Annotated in this window: 13 protein-coding genes and 1 riboswitch; of the genes, 8 read left to right on the top strand and 5 right to left on the bottom strand. The window is 40.4% G+C overall.

Features of this window, described 5'->3' with window-relative positions:
• Positions 1 to 338: 338 nt before the first annotated feature.
• Positions 339 to 1,322 (bottom strand): DUF3843 family protein, encoded by a 984-nt coding sequence (locus AC4PG5_RS12985; RefSeq protein ID WP_492029280.1) that lies wholly within the window; start codon positions 1,320 to 1,322, stop codon positions 339 to 341.
• 3 nt (positions 1,323 to 1,325) lie between these two features.
• The gene (ruvA, locus tag AC4PG5_RS12980) at positions 1,326 to 1,925 is read right to left on the bottom strand and encodes a Holliday junction branch migration protein RuvA (protein WP_492029279.1); all 600 of its coding nucleotides are present in this window, start codon (positions 1,923 to 1,925) and stop codon (positions 1,326 to 1,328) included.
• A gap of 29 nt (positions 1,926 to 1,954) precedes the next feature.
• On the opposite strand from ruvA, the gene AC4PG5_RS12975 reads away from it, so the two are divergent.
• The 8 genes from AC4PG5_RS12975 to AC4PG5_RS12940 all read left to right on the top strand — a co-directional run bounded on the left by AC4PG5_RS12975 (position 1,955) and on the right by AC4PG5_RS12940 (position 13,015).
• On the top strand, positions 1,955 to 2,086 hold the full coding sequence (locus AC4PG5_RS12975) for a hypothetical protein (RefSeq protein ID WP_492029278.1): 132 nt from the start codon (positions 1,955 to 1,957) through the stop codon (positions 2,084 to 2,086).
• Between the two features lie 18 nt (positions 2,087 to 2,104).
• Positions 2,105 to 3,004, top strand: a complete 900-nt coding sequence (locus AC4PG5_RS12970; RefSeq protein WP_492029277.1) for a diaminopimelate dehydrogenase — start codon at positions 2,105 to 2,107, stop codon at positions 3,002 to 3,004.
• Between the two features lie 103 nt (positions 3,005 to 3,107).
• On the top strand, positions 3,108 to 5,141 hold the full coding sequence (locus AC4PG5_RS12965) for a DUF3858 domain-containing protein (RefSeq protein ID WP_492029276.1): 2,034 nt from the start codon (positions 3,108 to 3,110) through the stop codon (positions 5,139 to 5,141).
• A 5-nt stretch (positions 5,142 to 5,146) separates the two neighbouring features.
• Positions 5,147 to 7,180: a DUF3858 domain-containing protein gene (locus AC4PG5_RS12960; RefSeq protein ID WP_492029275.1), complete on the top strand. Its 2,034-nt coding sequence runs from the start codon at positions 5,147 to 5,149 to the stop codon at positions 7,178 to 7,180.
• Positions 7,181 to 7,185: 5 nt separating this feature from the next.
• Positions 7,186 to 9,087 (top strand): DUF3858 domain-containing protein, encoded by a 1,902-nt coding sequence (locus AC4PG5_RS12955; RefSeq protein WP_492029274.1) that lies wholly within the window; start codon positions 7,186 to 7,188, stop codon positions 9,085 to 9,087.
• Between the two features lie 312 nt (positions 9,088 to 9,399).
• Positions 9,400 to 9,581: riboswitch (cobalamin riboswitch) on the top strand.
• Positions 9,582 to 9,615: 34 nt separating this feature from the next.
• Positions 9,616 to 12,009, top strand: a complete 2,394-nt coding sequence (locus tag AC4PG5_RS12950; RefSeq protein WP_492029273.1) for an anaerobic ribonucleoside triphosphate reductase — start codon at positions 9,616 to 9,618, stop codon at positions 12,007 to 12,009.
• A 97-nt stretch (positions 12,010 to 12,106) separates the two neighbouring features.
• A complete protein-coding gene (gene nrdG / locus AC4PG5_RS12945; RefSeq protein WP_492029272.1) occupies positions 12,107 to 12,565 on the top strand; it encodes an anaerobic ribonucleoside-triphosphate reductase activating protein in 459 nt (152 codons plus the stop codon).
• 156 nt (positions 12,566 to 12,721) lie between these two features.
• On the top strand, positions 12,722 to 13,015 hold the full coding sequence (locus AC4PG5_RS12940; protein WP_492029271.1) for a hypothetical protein: 294 nt from the start codon (positions 12,722 to 12,724) through the stop codon (positions 13,013 to 13,015).
• Between the two features lie 195 nt (positions 13,016 to 13,210).
• Here AC4PG5_RS12940 and rseP read toward each other — a convergent pair whose 3' ends face one another.
• The 3 genes from rseP to AC4PG5_RS12925 are packed head-to-tail and all read right to left on the bottom strand — an operon-like array spanning position 13,211 to position 16,653.
• Positions 13,211 to 14,566: an RIP metalloprotease RseP gene (gene rseP, locus AC4PG5_RS12935; protein ID WP_492029270.1), complete on the bottom strand. Its 1,356-nt coding sequence runs from the start codon at positions 14,564 to 14,566 to the stop codon at positions 13,211 to 13,213.
• A gap of 26 nt (positions 14,567 to 14,592) precedes the next feature.
• A complete protein-coding gene (locus AC4PG5_RS12930) occupies positions 14,593 to 15,777 on the bottom strand; it encodes a 1-deoxy-D-xylulose-5-phosphate reductoisomerase (protein ID WP_492029269.1) in 1,185 nt (394 codons plus the stop codon).
• 15 nt (positions 15,778 to 15,792) lie between these two features.
• Positions 15,793 to 16,653, bottom strand: coding sequence for a M23 family metallopeptidase (locus tag AC4PG5_RS12925; protein WP_492029268.1), 861 nt, complete (start codon positions 16,651 to 16,653; stop codon positions 15,793 to 15,795).
• Positions 16,654 to 16,663: the final 10 nt, after the last annotated feature.

Below are 16,663 nucleotides of genomic sequence, written 5' to 3'. Positions count from 1 at the left end.
TTAGATACGACGTTCATAAAATCAATTACGCTCGTTCAAATCTCATTGAAAGAGAAACGATGAGACCTCCTCTATTCATAAAGATGCTTCGTAAAGTATAAAGATAAAGACTAGGCATAAAAAAAATCGCTATCTCGACAAATCTGAGAATTGTCGAGATAGCGATTATAAATCACTTTATAATCTATTGAATACAAAAGATACTATTTCAATCGTCTATTCAACTGGTTGTTAGCCTTTTCCAGTTTCGACTTCCCAACACGTTTGCCAACCTTTTTTTTATTAGCCGGCGTAGCTTTGCCGGCAAATGGATTTGCTTTCTTTTTTATAGGCATTTTCTAATCTCCTTCATAATATTCTCCTAAAAACCAACGGGCAATAAAATCCCAATTCTCACGTAATAAAGTTTTCCCATTCTCAAAAGGTAGCTCAACATCAGGTAAAAGCCCTTTAGAATAAGCATATTTTAAAAGATCAAACGGGCATAATCCTTCACAAGTAAACATCATATATCCATACTTCCTAGCTTCTTCAGCATCATAACAAGAGTTGCCAGAATCTGCAAAGAAACAAGCCACATCAGTACCAATCAGCAAACCTTTTGCATTACCATACAACACAAAGTTCTGAGCATCACCTAAAGCAAACATAAACTCATCATCTTGATCGTCCCATCCTAAAGACTCTACAAAGAAATGTCGTAGCGCAGAATAAGAATCAAAATACATCAAAGGAGCGTCATTGCTAGCCATTAAGAAGCGTTTCACATTTGTCGAAGAAGCCTCCTGAGAAGTTACCAATTCAACCGCCGTAGACTCTTTTTTCATAAACGGATAGTCATGCAACCAGTGACGAGAAAGATTCTCACTAATGGGAGCTTCTTCAAAACAGTCATCTAACATCTCATAAGCCAATTGAGAAAGTTCCAATAAACTCGAATCGAAGGGATCAGCTATCTCATTTTCGGCAACCTGAGAAAAAGACATCCAAACTAATAAAGAAATATCTTCTTTATTAATTTCATCAAGCATATACTCTTCAGTCAGTTGATAAAAAGGAAGATACTTGGAATAAAGGCGAAAATGCCAATGAATAAATTGATTCCATTCCCCGCCTTCAGCAACACAGTCTTCTAGATAAAGAGCCAATGAAAGAGCCAAATCCTTATATTGAGATTTAGCATCCACTTCCAAATCAAACTCCTCATCAAAACTGATATACAACGTGTTAGCAAAATTCAAATACCACTGATCGGTAGCTACTTTTGAAGTGCGTTGATGTCGATCGAGCCACTCTTTCATATAAATCACATTTGTACTCATCGGCTACAATCGTTTTAAAGCTAATTTTACGACTTGTTCCACAGGAGCATTAGGGTCTTCTTTTAAAATGGCCACCACGACCTTTTGAGATGGCGCCGTCGCAAAGCCTAACATGGTCAGAGCAGAGATAGCCTCTTCTTGTATTTCAGCTTTTGCGATATTCAGGACTCCTCCTCCGATAGCAACATCTGACACAACTGTCGTTGTTTTAATCTTATCTTTCAAATCCACAATAACTCGTTGAGCTGTTTTTAATCCAATGCCTTTCACCGTTTTTAATATTCCAACATTCTCTGTGGCAATCACGTTAACCAATTCAGCCGTTGAAAGAGCCGACAAAATCATTCGTGCCGTATTACCTCCAATACCCGAAACAGAGATTAACAACAAGAAGATCTCTCGTTCTTGCTTATCGACAAAGCCATAAAGCACATACGCATCTTCACGAATAGCCTCATAAACAAACAGTTTACAGCTTTTCTTTCCTTGAATAGCGGTATAAGTATTCAACGATATATTAAGAGCATAACCCACTCCATTACAATCGATTACTGCGGTTGCCGGACTAAGTTCGGCAATTTCGCCCCTTACATATTCTATCATAATAGTACAAAGATAACAGAGAAAAGCAAATGAACCGAAAAGAAAAAGAAAAAAACAGAGACCTTATTTGTGTAGATCAACAAATAGAAGCAAAAAAAGAAGCACCTCAAAAAAATATTCCATCAGAAAAAGCTATTTTTGTAAAAAATAGATTCTACTAAATTATACACAAAAAAATCATGAAGAAAATCAAAGCTGCCATTGTTGGCTATGGTAATATTGGCCACTATGTATTAGAAGCTCTTGAAGTTGCCCCCGATTTTGAAATAGCAGGTATCGTTCGCCGCAACGGAGCAGAAAATAAACCTCAAGAGTTGAATGATTACCCTGTTGTTAGTGATATAAAAGAACTTGGAGAAGTTGACGTTGCCATTCTTTGCACCCCGACACGAAGCGTCGAGCAATATGCTAAATCCTTTTTAGAACAAGGTATTAACACTGTTGACAGTTTCGATATCCATACCGGAATTATAGACCTACGTCGCAACTTGAACGAAGTAGCCAAAGCAAGCCAAGCCGTATCTATCATTTCCGCTGGTTGGGACCCGGGAAGTGATTCTATCGTACGCACCCTACTTGAAGCTATTGCCCCTAAGGGAATTACTTATACTAATTTTGGGCCTGGAATGAGCATGGGGCACACAGTGGCTGTCAAAGCTATTAAAGGTGTAAAAGCGGCTTTATCCATGACCATTCCTACCGGCACAAGTATTCACCGTCGCATGGTTTATGTAGAGATAGAAAATGGATACTCATTTGAAGAAATCGCCAATGCTATAAAAACAGACGATTATTTTATTCACGACGAAACACATGTCAAACAAGTTGATTGTGTCGACAATCTATTAGACATGGGACATGGAGTTAATTTAACTCGTAAAGGCGTATCAGGTAAAACTCAAAATCAATTATTTGAATTTAACATGAAAATTAACAACCCAGCACTAACTGCCCAAATTTTAGTTTGTGCTGCCAGAGCCTCAAAAGTTCAGTTGCCAGGGTGTTATACCTTAATAGAAATACCCGTTATCGATCTATTACCAGGAGATAGAGAAAATTGGATTAAACAATTAGTATAACATATATTTCAAAAAATATTTATGATAAAAATGAGGAAAAGAAAACTTTTTCTCATTTTTTTATTATATTTTCGCAAAATATATTAAATCTTATACTATTGTCATGAGGAAAAATTCAGTATTTATATTCTTTATATTTGTCCTAAATTTATCTTTATTTGCAGAAAATATAAAAAGTAAGATTCCGGAAATCACTTTGAAATTTGGGAAGGTTTCAAAAGAAGAACTCACTACTGCCGCATTCAACAGTGATACAACTTCGACAGCAATCATGTTATTTCACACCGGAGACACCAAATTTACTTACAAGCAAAACCAATTCGGTTTATTAACCGATCACGCCTTCCGCATTCGTATTCTTAAAGAGCAAGGTAAAGATCTTGCAAATATTTCCATCCCTTATTATTCACCGACTAAACCCGATAAAGATAAAGACGATATTCTGGATATAGACGCAACAGCCTATAACTTAGAAAATGGAAAAATTGTCAAAACCAAGATGAAAAGCAAACTCATCTTTTATGAACGATTTGATGAGAATACCATGGTCGCAAAATTTACTATTCCGAATGTCAAGGTGGGCTCTATCATTGAATACAAGTACAGTCATAGAATAAGTCATTATGGAGAAATAGAGAATTGGGAAATACAAGAAAACATTCCAGTGATACACAATAAATATCATGTTGTCATTCCCAATGTCTTCATTTACAATATTGAATTTACAAGAAGAGATCGAATCGATTTAACTGAGAAAGAAGGAGTCATGTCTCTCACACAACAGAGAACTCCCGACATTGCCCAAATTAGCCAAGACTTCTTTATCAGTGCACGCGACTTAACATTTAGTTCAAGCTATATAGAACCACTAAAACAAGACGAAAGCTTCTGTTGGCATCCGGATGACTATAAAATACAAATCAGTTTCGACCTACAAGGTACAAACTTTCCGGTTGAGGGGTATAAACCCTACACTAAAAATTGGGAAGATGTAGATAAGACTCTATTGAATGAAGGAGATGAAAGATTCGGAAAACTCCTCAGATCATTAATCAATCCTTTTAAAGAACAAACCATACAAATTAGGAACAGTTCTATAAGTCAAAGAGATAAGATTATGAAAACGTTCCTATTGCTAAAAAACAATATGACCTGGAACAATCAATACCGACTAGTCAGCGACTCCCCGCTTAAGGCCAAAGAAAACGGTACAGGAAGCAATGCCGATTTGAATTTCCTTTTTATCAGCATGCTCAAAGATCTAGGTATTCAAGCTTATCCCGTAGTATTGAGTACGCGCGACCGCGGACGATTGCCCGTTTTCTTCGCCTCCATCGATAAACTAAACACATTCATTGTAGCCGTAGAAGAATCACCCAATCATTATTTATTCCTAGATGGTTCGATGCAAACAGTCGATTTTAACGTTCTGCCCGTTAATTTACTCGTAAATAAAGCCCGCATCTTAAATCCACAGTTAGAAGAAAAAAGCAGATGGATTGACCTTATGTCACTCTCTAACAACTCTACAAAAACGATCACCAAAGCTCAAATGGAGAGGGGACAAATTGTAGGACATCGTATGAGTTTATACGAAGGTCAAGAAGCAACAGAATTTAAGTCAGAACTTTTTAATAAAGACACCTTAAAAATCATCAAAGAAAAGGAAAGTTTATGGAATTGTAAGATAGCAAATTATCGACAAGAATCTTTAGGATTCTGTCCTTCACAAATAAAAGAATCTTTCCATTTCACTATTCCCATCGAAGCAGATGAAGAGCATCTTTACATTAATCCCCTATTGCTAGTACAGCCCATAAACAACCCATTTACGAAATCAGAACGAGTGCTTCCGATCGAGTTTCCCTATCCATATTCCCATAACGAAAATATAGATATCACAATTCCAGAAGGATATGAGATTGAAGAAGTCCCTCAAAGTATGATGATGGTCACAGAAGATAAAACTCTATCATGCAAATATGTCATTCAGCGAACAAGCAACCGATTAACCTTAAATTATACGTTTCAGATTAATCAATCGATATTACAAGCCAACCAATATAAACAATTGCAAACCATCTGGAATACAATTGTCGAAAAAAGTAGAAATTTAATTGTCTTAAAGAAAATATAAAACGTATGAAAAAACTTCTAACTACGGCATTCCTTAGTTTAGTCACAATATTCGGAATAGCCAATGAGGTAAAAACCTCAATTATCGAACCAAGTCTAAAATTTGGCAAACCGTCGGACGAAGAGTTGTCGATGAGCACTTATGCACCAGACACAACAGCTTCAGCCGTTGTACTATATTCTTTAAGTAATACAAGATATGATGTAATTGCCAATGAGTTCCAAGTAGCCTATGACTACCAAGTCAAAATAAAAATATTAAAAGCCGACGGAACGTCGTATGCAAATGTCATTATTCCCTATTACATGAATGAGAAGAGTTCCTTAGTCAAAGAAGTCGTAAGCGGAATCAATGCTTCATCATACAATATGGAAAAAGGGAAAATGGTTCGAACAAAAATGGATCGCGATCTAATCTTTAAAGAACGGATTAACAAAAACTATATGCAGATAAAGTTTACGATTCCCAACGTTAAAGTTGGAACCATATTAGAGTACAAATACACCCTAACATCCGATCTCTATTATCGTCTTTTACCTTGGGAAGCTCAAAAAGATATTCCAGTGTTATTTACTCAACACGAAATTAAAATTCCCGAATATTTCATTTTTAATCTTGAGATGCGTGGTAGAAACCACTTAGAAACCAAAGATCAGAGCGACAATCAACAATTCACGATTAACTATGGGGGTGGACAAAGTGAACGGGTAAATTGTTCTGCAAGGAATCTGACTTTTACTGGACATCAACTACCTGCTCTTAAAGCGGATAAATACATTTGGTGTGCAGAAAACTACCGGAGTGGAGTACTTTTTGAATTAAGCGGAATCAACTTCCCAAATTCTCCTTACAAATCATTTACCAAAAATTGGAAAGAAATAGACGATCTACTACTAGACGACGACGACTTTGGAGGTCGATTAAAAATGCGCAATCCCTACCGAGATGAAATGCCTAGCTTAGGTTTAGACAAGACAAACAACATTTATGAGAAAATTGCAACACTCTATTCGTTCCTTAAAAAAAAGATCTCTTGGAATAATGATTACGCGCTCTATAGCTATGATACTAAAAAAGCAGCAAAAAATGGTACTGGAAGTAATGCTGATATCAACTTTATCTTAATGAGTCTATTGAAAGATGCTAAGATCGATTGTTATCCGGCAGTTATGAGTCGACGTTCACGTGGAATATTACCCATGACCCATCCTTCTATAGATAAATTAAACACTTTCGTTATTGCCATTGCTGACACCGATAGTACTTTAGTCTATCTTGACGGTTCCTCAAATACCGGATTCTTAAACATTCTGCCTCCCAATTTAATGGTAGAGCGAGCACATGTCATCGGTCACAAAAATGGAGAGACCTGGGTCAACCTCAGTCAGTGTGGGAAAAGCTTATTAAGAGGTGCTGTCAATGCAACAATAGCATCCAACGGAATCATTTCCGGTCAACGCCAAACCAAATACATCGGTCAATATGCTTCAGGTATTCGTAAAGAATATCATAGTGTAAAAGATAGTAGCGAATTTATTCGCAACCTAGAGACCCGAGAGAATATTAAAATTACTCAATTCAATCTAGAAAATATTGACCTATTCTCACCGGAAGTAAAAGAGTCATTCAATTTTGAGAAACAAGCGACACTTAATGGCGATCTCATTTATGTTAATCCACTAATCTTTCTGCATATGAGTAAATGTCCATTTACAGACGTACAAAGAAATTTACCCCTCGAGATGCCTTATCAAGAAGAATACTCTTTATCCGTTATATTAAGAATTCCAGAAGGTTATACCGTGGACGAACTACCAAAATCTACAAGTATTAATTCTGAAGATGGACAGTCAATTTGTCGCTACTACTCTGCTGTAAACCAACAAACAGTCTCCATCAAATACGTATTCAAACAAAACAAACTCTTGTATCTATCAACAGAATATCCTAGTTTGAAAAAATTCTTCGAGACCATTGTTGAAAAGAATAATGAAATGTTGGTTCTCAAAAAGGCAGATGCAAATAACCAAACGTTATAATTCATATGAAATCCATTCAAACAGTTATACCTCTTTTAATAGCAATATGTCTGTGTAGTAGTTTACCTCTTCACGCACAAGATCTGACTAAAAATGCTTACTCTATTATTAAGAATCATCAGATTACAATTGTTTGCAAGTCGAAAACTCAAAGTCTAAATAAGGAAAGTCTAACGATTACAATACTCAATGAAAAAGGACTTGAAGCCACTAAGTTTGTGTGTAATTGTGACCAATTTAATTCCTTAAAAAGTTTTTCCGGCGAATTATTCAATGCCTCAGGTAAACGAGTGAGAAAAATTAAAAAGTCCGATTTACAACGGACCGAGTACTCTGGTTCGGCCTTGAGCACAGACGATTATTTCTTTTTTTACGAATGTAATTACCCTGTTTACCCATTTACCGTGACTTATGAATGGGAAACAGAGTGTAATGACGGGATTATTGGTTTCACTCCATTTGTTCCGCAAACAGATTACAACCAGAGTATAGAAAAAGCAGAATACGACCTAGAGTACCCAAGCGATATGGAATGTAACATTCGCGTCCTATCTCCAACCAAAGATCTGATTAAGATCGAACGATCGAAAGGAGAAAAAGGAGAAAATAGGATTAAAGCCACGGCTTCAAACCTCGCAGCCATAGAAGAAGAACCATTCTCTTTGCCACTGAAGAACCTTATCCCCTATGTTTATCTAACACCAACAGATTTTGTCTATGACAAAACCACCGGATGCTTAAAGGATTGGCAAAGTTTTGGAAATTGGACTCAACAATTACTAAACGGACGCGACGAACTCACTGACGCCATGAAACAGCGAGTACATGAATTGACCGCCCATTGCAAAAGCGACAGAGAAAAAGTGAAAGCCATTTACGACTATTTAGCAAAAACCACCCGATATGTCAGCATACAGTTGGGTATAGGTGGATTCCAACCGGCACCGGCAAGTGAAGTAGCAGAATTTGGGTTTGGCGATTGCAAAGCACTGTCAAATTACACTAAAGCAATGCTGAAAGAATTAGGCATCCCTTCTACCTACACCGTCATTAGCACAACCAACAGTCGTCTAATTCCTGATTTCGCCAGTGCCAACCAGATGAATCACATCATTTTACAAGTTCCTCTCCCCCAAGATACCTTGTGGTTAGAATGCACCAACCCTAGACTTCCTTTTGGATATATCCATCAGCAAATAGCGGGACACGACGGACTATTGATTACCCCGGAAGGAGGAAAGGTTTATCGCCTTCCGCTTTATCCGGACTCTCTCAACACCCAAAACAACAAAGCCACGGTAAGTATATCGCCAACCGGATCGGCAACGATCACAGTAGAAGAAATCTCCCGTTTATTCCAATATGACCATCAGTCAGGAATCATAGACTTAGAACCGAATAAACAAAAAGATGCACTTCGAGAAGAAATCAAGCTCACCCATGCTATGATTGATCAAATCAAAATTAAAGAGAATAAAACCGATCATCCGGAAATCACGATCGATTACCAGATTCAAACCGATCAATATGGGCATAAAACGGGCAATCGCCTCTTTATCCCCACCAATATTTTCCGTCGTAGCTTTTATAACCCGCCATTAACGACTCGTCATTCACCGATATCCATCGGTTATGGCTACCATGACACCGACAGTATACGCATCAAAATACCGAATGGATACAGTGTGGAAGGTTATCCCAAAAGCATAGAGATGAAAAGCAAATTTGGAACGTTTAAGTCCTCAATCTCCATTCATGAAAACGAGATCGTTGCCACTTACCGCTTATTAATGCACAAAGGAGTATATTCCAAAGACGACTACATAGAATTCATCGCCTTTCGAAAAATCATTTCTGAACAATACAGCGGAAAAGTCGTCTTGAAAAAAGACAATCCCACACAATAGGACAGCTAAGAAAATCAATCAATAGCAAAAGATTCATCTAACAAAAGTCGCTATAACAAAATAATAGGTTATAGCGACTTTTGTTCATATCAACACTCTATCCAACTCTCCAAAACCTTAAGACTCCAAAGTCTCAAAACTAAAAAGCTTATAAACTAAAATCGAACCACCCCCTTAATAAAAAAAGAGAAATTTCACAGCGATTTTCACTAAAAAAGTTTTCCAAAACGGAAAACTTTAGATATCAACAAGAAAGAAAAGTTGCCCAAAAAAACTTCAATATATAGACTTGTTTTTATAGATAGAACTTCTATCTTTGTAATCGATTACGGTACTAAAAGCGACTTAGTCATGAGGGAACGCTGTGTAATTCGGCGACAGTACCCGCTGCTGTAATTCTCTAGGAATCCGCACATTACGTCACTTTGTCAAGACATGGGAAGGCGTGCGAAGGAGAGATAAGTCAGAAGACCTGCCACAATCAAACAGAAGAAACATTATTGTCTAACACTTTCGGGAGTTAAAGTTATGAACTACGCAGAAATTTGTATCATCAAACGCGATGGTAAGAGAGAAGATTTCTCTATTAGCAAAATCAAGAACGCCATCGGAAAAGCATTCAATGCTACAGGAATTAAAGACGAGCAACAACTTATCGCCGATATCACGATGAGTGTAATCGACAAGTTTACCGCTCCAACCATCACTGTTGAAGAGATTCAAGACTTGGTTGAGAAGGAACTGATGAAAAACCGTCCTGAGGTTGCTAAAAAGTATATCATCTACCGCGAATGGCGAAACACCGAACGCGGTAAAAAAACTCAAATGAAACAAATCATGGATGGTATTGTAGCTATTGACAAGAATGATGTCAATCTAAGCAATGCCAACATGAGCAGTCACACGCCTGCTGGGCAAATGATGACATTTGCTTCGGAAGTCACGAAAGACTATACCTATCGCTATCTATTGCCGAAACGATTTGCCGAAGCTCATCAACTTGGTGATATCCATATTCACGATTTAGATTACTACCCCACTAAAACCACAACGTGCATACAATACGATATGGACGATTTGTTCGAACGGGGGTTCCGAACTAAAAATGGAAGCATACGTACCCCACAGAGCATTCAAAGTTATGCGACATTGGCAACGATTATCTTCCAGACCAACCAAAACGAACAACATGGAGGACAGGCCATTCCGGCATTCGATTTCTTCATGGCTAAAGGGGTTGGCAAGTCGTTCCGTAAACATTTAACCTCACTATTGAGTTTCTGCTCGTTAATCGAACAAAACCTAACTTTGGAGGAGAAAGAGATCCGTCAGTTAGTGGAATTACACCTGCCCTCACTCCGCAACAGCGAAGCCGAACGCAATGCGCTATGCGACGCTCTCGGCAAAATAGGAGCAACCATCGACGAGCATCATCTACAGCCAATTATCGACAAAGCTTTTGCGCTCACCCGCAAAGATACCCATCAAGCCATGGAAGGGTTTATCCATAACCTGAACACCATGCACTCTAGAGGAGGAAACCAAGTGGTTTTCAGTTCCATCAATTATGGAACAGACACCTCAGCCGAAGGCCGTATGGTGATCGAAGAACTTCTTAAAGCCACCATCGAAGGATTAGGTACCAGAGGTGAAGTACCCGTTTTCCCAATCCAGATCTTTAAAGTGAAAGACGGCATCTCCTATTCAGAGCAAGACTTCGAGAAAGCGATGAAAGCAAGCACCATCGAAGAAGCGATGCAGCTAACCTACGACACGCCCAACTTCGACTTGATGCTGAAAGCTTGTCAGACCACCTCAAAAGCGCTATTCCCGAACTTTATGTTCCTCGATACCCCATTCAACACCAACGACAAGTGGGATGCCAACGATCCAAAACGCTACCGCTACGAATTGGCAACCATGGGATGCCGCACACGCGTTTACGAAAATATCTGGGGAGAGAAAAGCTCTTTAGGTCGTGGTAATCTCTCGTTCACCACCATGAACTTGCCAAGATTGGCCATTGAAGCCCGGATCAAAGCAGAAGGCATGGTTGAAGACCAACACCATCAAGAGGCTATCGAACAAAAAGCGAAAGACTGTTTCTTAGAGATGGTACATGAAAAAGCCACGCTCATTGCCGAACAACTCAACGAACGCTATCAATACCAACGCACAGCGCTGGCTTGTCAATTCCCATTCATGATGGCCAACGACGTTTGGAAAGGTGGAGCCAACCTTCATCCCGACGAACAAGTCGGCGATGTTCTTCGCAGTGGAACATTAGGAATTGGATTCATCGGTGGACACAACGCCATGATGGCCCTTTACGGTAAAGGACACGGCCACTGTTCGAAAGCTTGGGAGACGCTTTATGCAGCCGTTGAAGAGATGAACAAAGTAGCAAACGATTATAAAGAACGCTACCAACTGAACTATTCGGTCTTGGCTACACCTGCAGAAGGCTTGTCCGGTCGTTTCACAAGGATGGACCGCCGCAAATATGGGGTGATAGAAGGAGTGACCGATCGCGATTATTACATCAACTCTTTCCATGTCGATGTCAAAGAACCGATCAACATCGTCGAAAAAATAAAATGCGAAGCCCCATTCCATGCCATCACTAAGGGAGGACACATTACTTACGTCGAACTAGATGGTGAAGCTCAGAAGAATGTGCGTGCTATCGTTAAGATCGTTAAAGTCATGCACGACCAAGGCATCGGTTACGGATCGATCAACCACCCGGTAGACACGTGTAACGATTGTGGCTATAAAGGGGTGATATACGATAAATGTCCGGTTTGTCAGAGCGAGAACATCCTTCGCATGCGCCGCATCACCGGTTATCTGACCGGCGATTTAAATTCGTGGAACTCAGCCAAGAGAGCTGAAGAGCACGACCGTGTAAAACACGGATAATTCATCAACCCTTTTTTATTGGACAACATGGTCTGCTTTTCCGTGCGGAAAGTGAACCATGTTGTTTTCATCTTTATCGTAGAGCACTAGACCCACAATGAATCTCTTAAATACCTATTCAGAAACCATTGTCGATGGCGAAGGCATCAGATACTCCATTTATCTGGCAGGCTGTTCGCACCATTGCCCGGGCTGCCATAACCCCGAGAGTTGGAATCCCTGTGCCGGTCATCCGCTGACAGAGGAGATGACCACCGACATTATTGCCGAAATCAACGCTAACCCCTTGCTCGACGGCGTCACCCTATCGGGCGGTGATCCATTCTATCATCCGGAAGAGTTGCTAACCTTGGCACAACGACTCAAGGCCGAAACTCAACAGAACATTTGGTGTTATACCGGATACACCTACGAAGAAATCAAAAACGATCCCAAACTTTATGCCGTCCTTCAATACATCGATGTGCTCGTCGACGGTCGGTTTGAACAGGATCTTTATTCCCCTTTCCTAGAGTTTCGAGGCAGCAGCAACCAGCGCATTCTCCATCTCAAATAAGGGAAGAAGCGTCGTACATGGTCCGAAGAAAATAAGCCGATACAATTAAGTCTAATCGAACCTTGTATAATCGCAACTAAAAGGCAATTAGCCGTTTTGTCCATAGCTGGAGTTGAGCCCTCGTTCGAGGGCTCTTCGGTTTTCGTTCGAGGGCTCATGGGCCCACCTTCGAGGGCTGAAGAGCCTTCGTTCGAGGGCTCAAAAAATCCGACGGCATCACCGGCTAATGAAACGCTGCTAACGATTAAGATCAAGGAGACAGCCACTAAGATCAACAAGAGCATTCGCTCAGACACCGTGATAATCAACTCACGATCGATTCGCCGCCCATTCACGATCGCTTCGACATTACTCCACTGTTATTCCACCATTACTGCATCATCACTACACCACCATTTCAGCATCATTTCAGCATCACTTCAGCATTACTCCACCATCGCCTCACCGTAACTTCTAACAATTATCGCACACCATCATCAGCTATTTAGAGTAAGAGCGTAAAATTTTAAAAAGAACAATCCCTTTATTTCATTCTTCGACTAACGCCCAAAGGATGAAATAAAGGGATGCATTATAATCAAGAGAAAGCGATCGATCTCGTCCTTCTCTCTTGATTGGATAGAGCAAAAGGCTCAGACCACTCTTTTAAAAGAAGAAGCGCAAAATATCGTTTAGATTCGCCCAAAGCAGTAAGCCAAACAATAAGATCATACCTCCCATTTGCGCATATTCCATGAACTTCTCACTCGGTTTGCGACGAGCAATGATCTCATAGAATAAGAACAAAACATGTCCGCCGTCTAATGCCGGAATAGGGAGAATATTCATAAAGGCTAGAATAATCGATAAGAAAGCAGTCATATACCAGAACTGATGCCAATCCCAAGTTGCCGGGAAGATACTGCCTAAAGTACCAAAGCCACCTAACTGTTTAGCGCCCTCTTTCGAGAAGACATATTTCATGTTACTCACATAGCCCTTTAACGTTTTCACGCCTAAACTAATCCCCGCAGGAAAAGACTCCAAGAATGTATAGTTTTTCTTGATAGTAGGCAACAGCTTAGTGGTTTCCATACGAGCAATCACTCCCATCTTATAGGCCGAGTCTACACGCATAGTCAATGTATCGATCACTCCCGCACGACTATAAGTTAATGCGAAAAGATGATTATCGACCGAATCATTAGCCACCGATGCTTTACCCTGGCGGCGTTGTTCCATCTCATATAAGAAATCAGAGAATGAAATCGACTGTCCATCCATGGCAATAATGCTATCGCCAACCTGAAGTCCCGCAGCAGCTGCCGGAGAGTTAAGGACTAAACTATCGACCACATAAGGAATGCGATAGTTAGCAAAACGTACACTATCGGTCATCAAACGTTGCATCATATCTTCCGGAATATTGATCGATACCTCTTGGCCTTCGCGAAGCACGGTTACCGCACTCGACTCCACCAACTGACTCATCATATCCCCATCGTATCGTTCGAAGGCTTTCCCATCGGCCGACAATAAGATATCACCATCTCTAAAACCAATTGTTTTAGCCGTTTCGTTAAACTCCATTCCCAACGGCGCTTTCTGTATTTGGATGTATTCATCGCCCCAAGCGAAAAGAATCATCGAATAGATAAATAACGCCAATATAAAGTTAAACAACACGCCTCCAATCATGATAAACAACCGTTGCCAAGCGGGTTTCGAACGAAACTCCCAAGGTTGCTCCGGACGTTTCATCTGCTCCGTATCCATCGATTCGTCGATCATACCGGCAATCTTTACGTAACCCCCAAGAGGTAACCAACCAACGGCATATTCGGTCTCACTCTTCTTCGGTTTAAATCGGAAAAGAGTGAACCATGGATCGAAAAACAGACAAAACTTTTCTACCCTGACTTTAAATAAACGAGCAAAAAGGAAATGCCCACCTTCATGAATCACAACAAGTAATGAGAGACTCATGATGAGCTGCAGGGCACGAATTAAAAATGTTTCCATCAGTTCTTTTCTATTTTATTTTTAGGTTATAATTTCAATGTTGTTAGTTGTTCGACTGCCAAACGACGAGCCTCAGCATCGGTCGCCACATAATCATCGTAGGTTGGAGAAGCCACAAACGAAGCTTTTTCCATGGTCTGCTCAATCACACGACTCATCTCCAAGAAGCCGATCTCCTCGCGTAAGAAGCTAGCCACCGCCATCTCATTGGCCGCATTCACGATACAAGGCATATTTCCACCGCGATCCATCGCTTCATAAGCCAAAGCCAGATTACGGAATCGGCGGATATCGGGTTGTTCGAAAGTGAGGTGAGTACACTTAGAGAAGTCCAAACGCTCGAACGACGAGTGTACCCTATCGGGGTAAGAGAAAGCATATTGAATGGGCAATCGCATATCGGGTAGGCCAAGCTGCGCTTTAATCGACCCATCTTCAAATTGCACCATCGAATGGATCACCGATTGCGGATGCACCACCACCTCTATTTGTTGGGGTTGCAAACCAAACAGCCATTTCGCTTCGATCACCTCAAACCCTTTATTCATCATAGAAGCCGAGTCAATAGTAATCTTAGCTCCCATCTCCCAATTCGGATGTTTTAAAGCTTGAGCTTTAGTGACCTTCTGCAACTCTTCCATAGAACAAGAGCGGAAAGGGCCGCCCGAAGCCGTCAAGATGATCTTCTCGATCGGGTTACCGATCTCTCCGGTCAGACACTGGAAAATGGCCGAATGCTCGGAATCGACAGGTAATATCGGTGTACGGTATTGTTGAGCTAATCGATTGATGAGTTCACCGGCAACGACTAACGTCTCTTTATTGGCTAATGCAATCGCTTTACCCGCACGAATCGCGCTCATCGTCGGTAATAGTCCCGCATAACCAACCATCGCTGTAAGTACAATATCGATAGGAGCCGACTCCACCACTTCGGCCAAAGCCTTAGATCCCGCATATACCTTGATCGGTAAATCTTGCAAAGCCTCTTTTAAGGTGGTATATTTACTTTCGTTGGCAATCACGACCACCTCCGGCTGAAACTTACGAGCCTGCTCGATCAACAATTCAACGCGATTATTGGCCGTTAAGGCATAAGGTTCATAAAGATCCGGATGTTCCTCGATCACTTGCAACGCCTGAGTTCCTATCGAACCGGTCGATCCAAGTATCGCTATTTGTTTTTTCTTTATCTCTTTATCTAAATTCATTTTATCTAAATCCCTCTAAAAAACGATATAACTTTCAGGGTTAATGGGCCGTCCTTTAAACCATAGTTCAAAGTGAAGATGAGGACCTGTACTATAAGTCCCTTTATTCCCCACTAGAGCAATAGCCTCGCCCCCTTTTACTCTATCGCCATCATGCTTTAATAGTGATCCGCAATGTTTATACACCGAAACAAAGTCTTGACTATGCTGAACCATAATCAAGAAGCCCGTCTCTGCCGTATAGGTACTCAAAATCACCGTACCATCCATGGTTGCTAGAACACTCTCGTTCGGATTGGCAGCAATGTCCAAACCGTAATGTTTTTGATCTGCATTAAAATGTTCCGAAATCAGTCCTCTGGTCGGACAATAAAAAATTAAACCCGAGACATCCGGTTTTGAAGCTATTGTATTCAGATTATATTTCTCGGTCTCTTCATATTGTTTTCGAAACTCTTCTTCGCGTTTAGTTCGCTCCATCAACGTGTCATGCCTGACTGTGGTAAGCGAGTCGATCGTCTGCACGGTATCAATGCGTACCCTACCGCTAAAAATATCCTGAATATTTAGGATATACAGATTTTGCTTATCAATCACCTGCTGAAGAGAGTCTACCTTTAGTGCATGATCGACAATTTGGGCACGAATATCACTATTCACATAACCCGGTAAATAATTGCGCAAAGGAGTAAAAGCGATAATACAAGCTGCGATGAGAAATAAAACCGTCAACACCGAAAGTAAAACTGAAAGTCCATTAAGTTTTGACACACGAAGTCCGACCACCTCTTCAAGCGTATTCTCGTTGAATATGGTCAGTTTGTACTTAAACTTTATATTTTTCCAAAAAGCTTTACTTCGTTTTTTCTTTAACATGGCATAACGG

It is taken from the genome of Bacteroides sp. QWL-09, from assembly GCF_058683585.1.
Note: the sequence above shows the minus strand (reverse complement) of the source record. Positions and strands in the feature narration are given on the sequence as shown.

Bases quoted from the DNA above. Each gene is read 5' to 3' on its own strand.
- AC4PG5_RS12985 (WP_492029280.1), bottom strand. From the start codon at position 1,322: ATGAGTACAAATGTGATTTATATGAAAGAGTGGCTCGATCGACATCAA.
- ruvA (WP_492029279.1), bottom strand. From the start codon at position 1,925: ATGATAGAATATGTAAGGGGCGAAATTGCCGAACTTAGTCCGGCAACC.
- AC4PG5_RS12975 (WP_492029278.1), top strand. From the start codon at position 1,955: ATGAACCGAAAAGAAAAAGAAAAAAACAGAGACCTTATTTGTGTAGAT.
- AC4PG5_RS12970 (WP_492029277.1), top strand. From the start codon at position 2,105: ATGAAGAAAATCAAAGCTGCCATTGTTGGCTATGGTAATATTGGCCAC.
- AC4PG5_RS12965 (WP_492029276.1), top strand. From the start codon at position 3,108: ATGAGGAAAAATTCAGTATTTATATTCTTTATATTTGTCCTAAATTTA.
- AC4PG5_RS12960 (WP_492029275.1), top strand. From the start codon at position 5,147: ATGAAAAAACTTCTAACTACGGCATTCCTTAGTTTAGTCACAATATTC.
- AC4PG5_RS12955 (WP_492029274.1), top strand. From the start codon at position 7,186: ATGAAATCCATTCAAACAGTTATACCTCTTTTAATAGCAATATGTCTG.
- AC4PG5_RS12950 (WP_492029273.1), top strand. From the start codon at position 9,616: ATGAACTACGCAGAAATTTGTATCATCAAACGCGATGGTAAGAGAGAA.
- nrdG (WP_492029272.1), top strand. From the start codon at position 12,107: ATGAATCTCTTAAATACCTATTCAGAAACCATTGTCGATGGCGAAGGC.
- AC4PG5_RS12940 (WP_492029271.1), top strand. From the start codon at position 12,722: ATGGGCCCACCTTCGAGGGCTGAAGAGCCTTCGTTCGAGGGCTCAAAA.
- rseP (WP_492029270.1), bottom strand. From the start codon at position 14,566: ATGGAAACATTTTTAATTCGTGCCCTGCAGCTCATCATGAGTCTCTCA.
- AC4PG5_RS12930 (WP_492029269.1), bottom strand. From the start codon at position 15,777: ATGAATTTAGATAAAGAGATAAAGAAAAAACAAATAGCGATACTTGGA.
- AC4PG5_RS12925 (WP_492029268.1), bottom strand. From the start codon at position 16,653: ATGTTAAAGAAAAAACGAAGTAAAGCTTTTTGGAAAAATATAAAGTTT.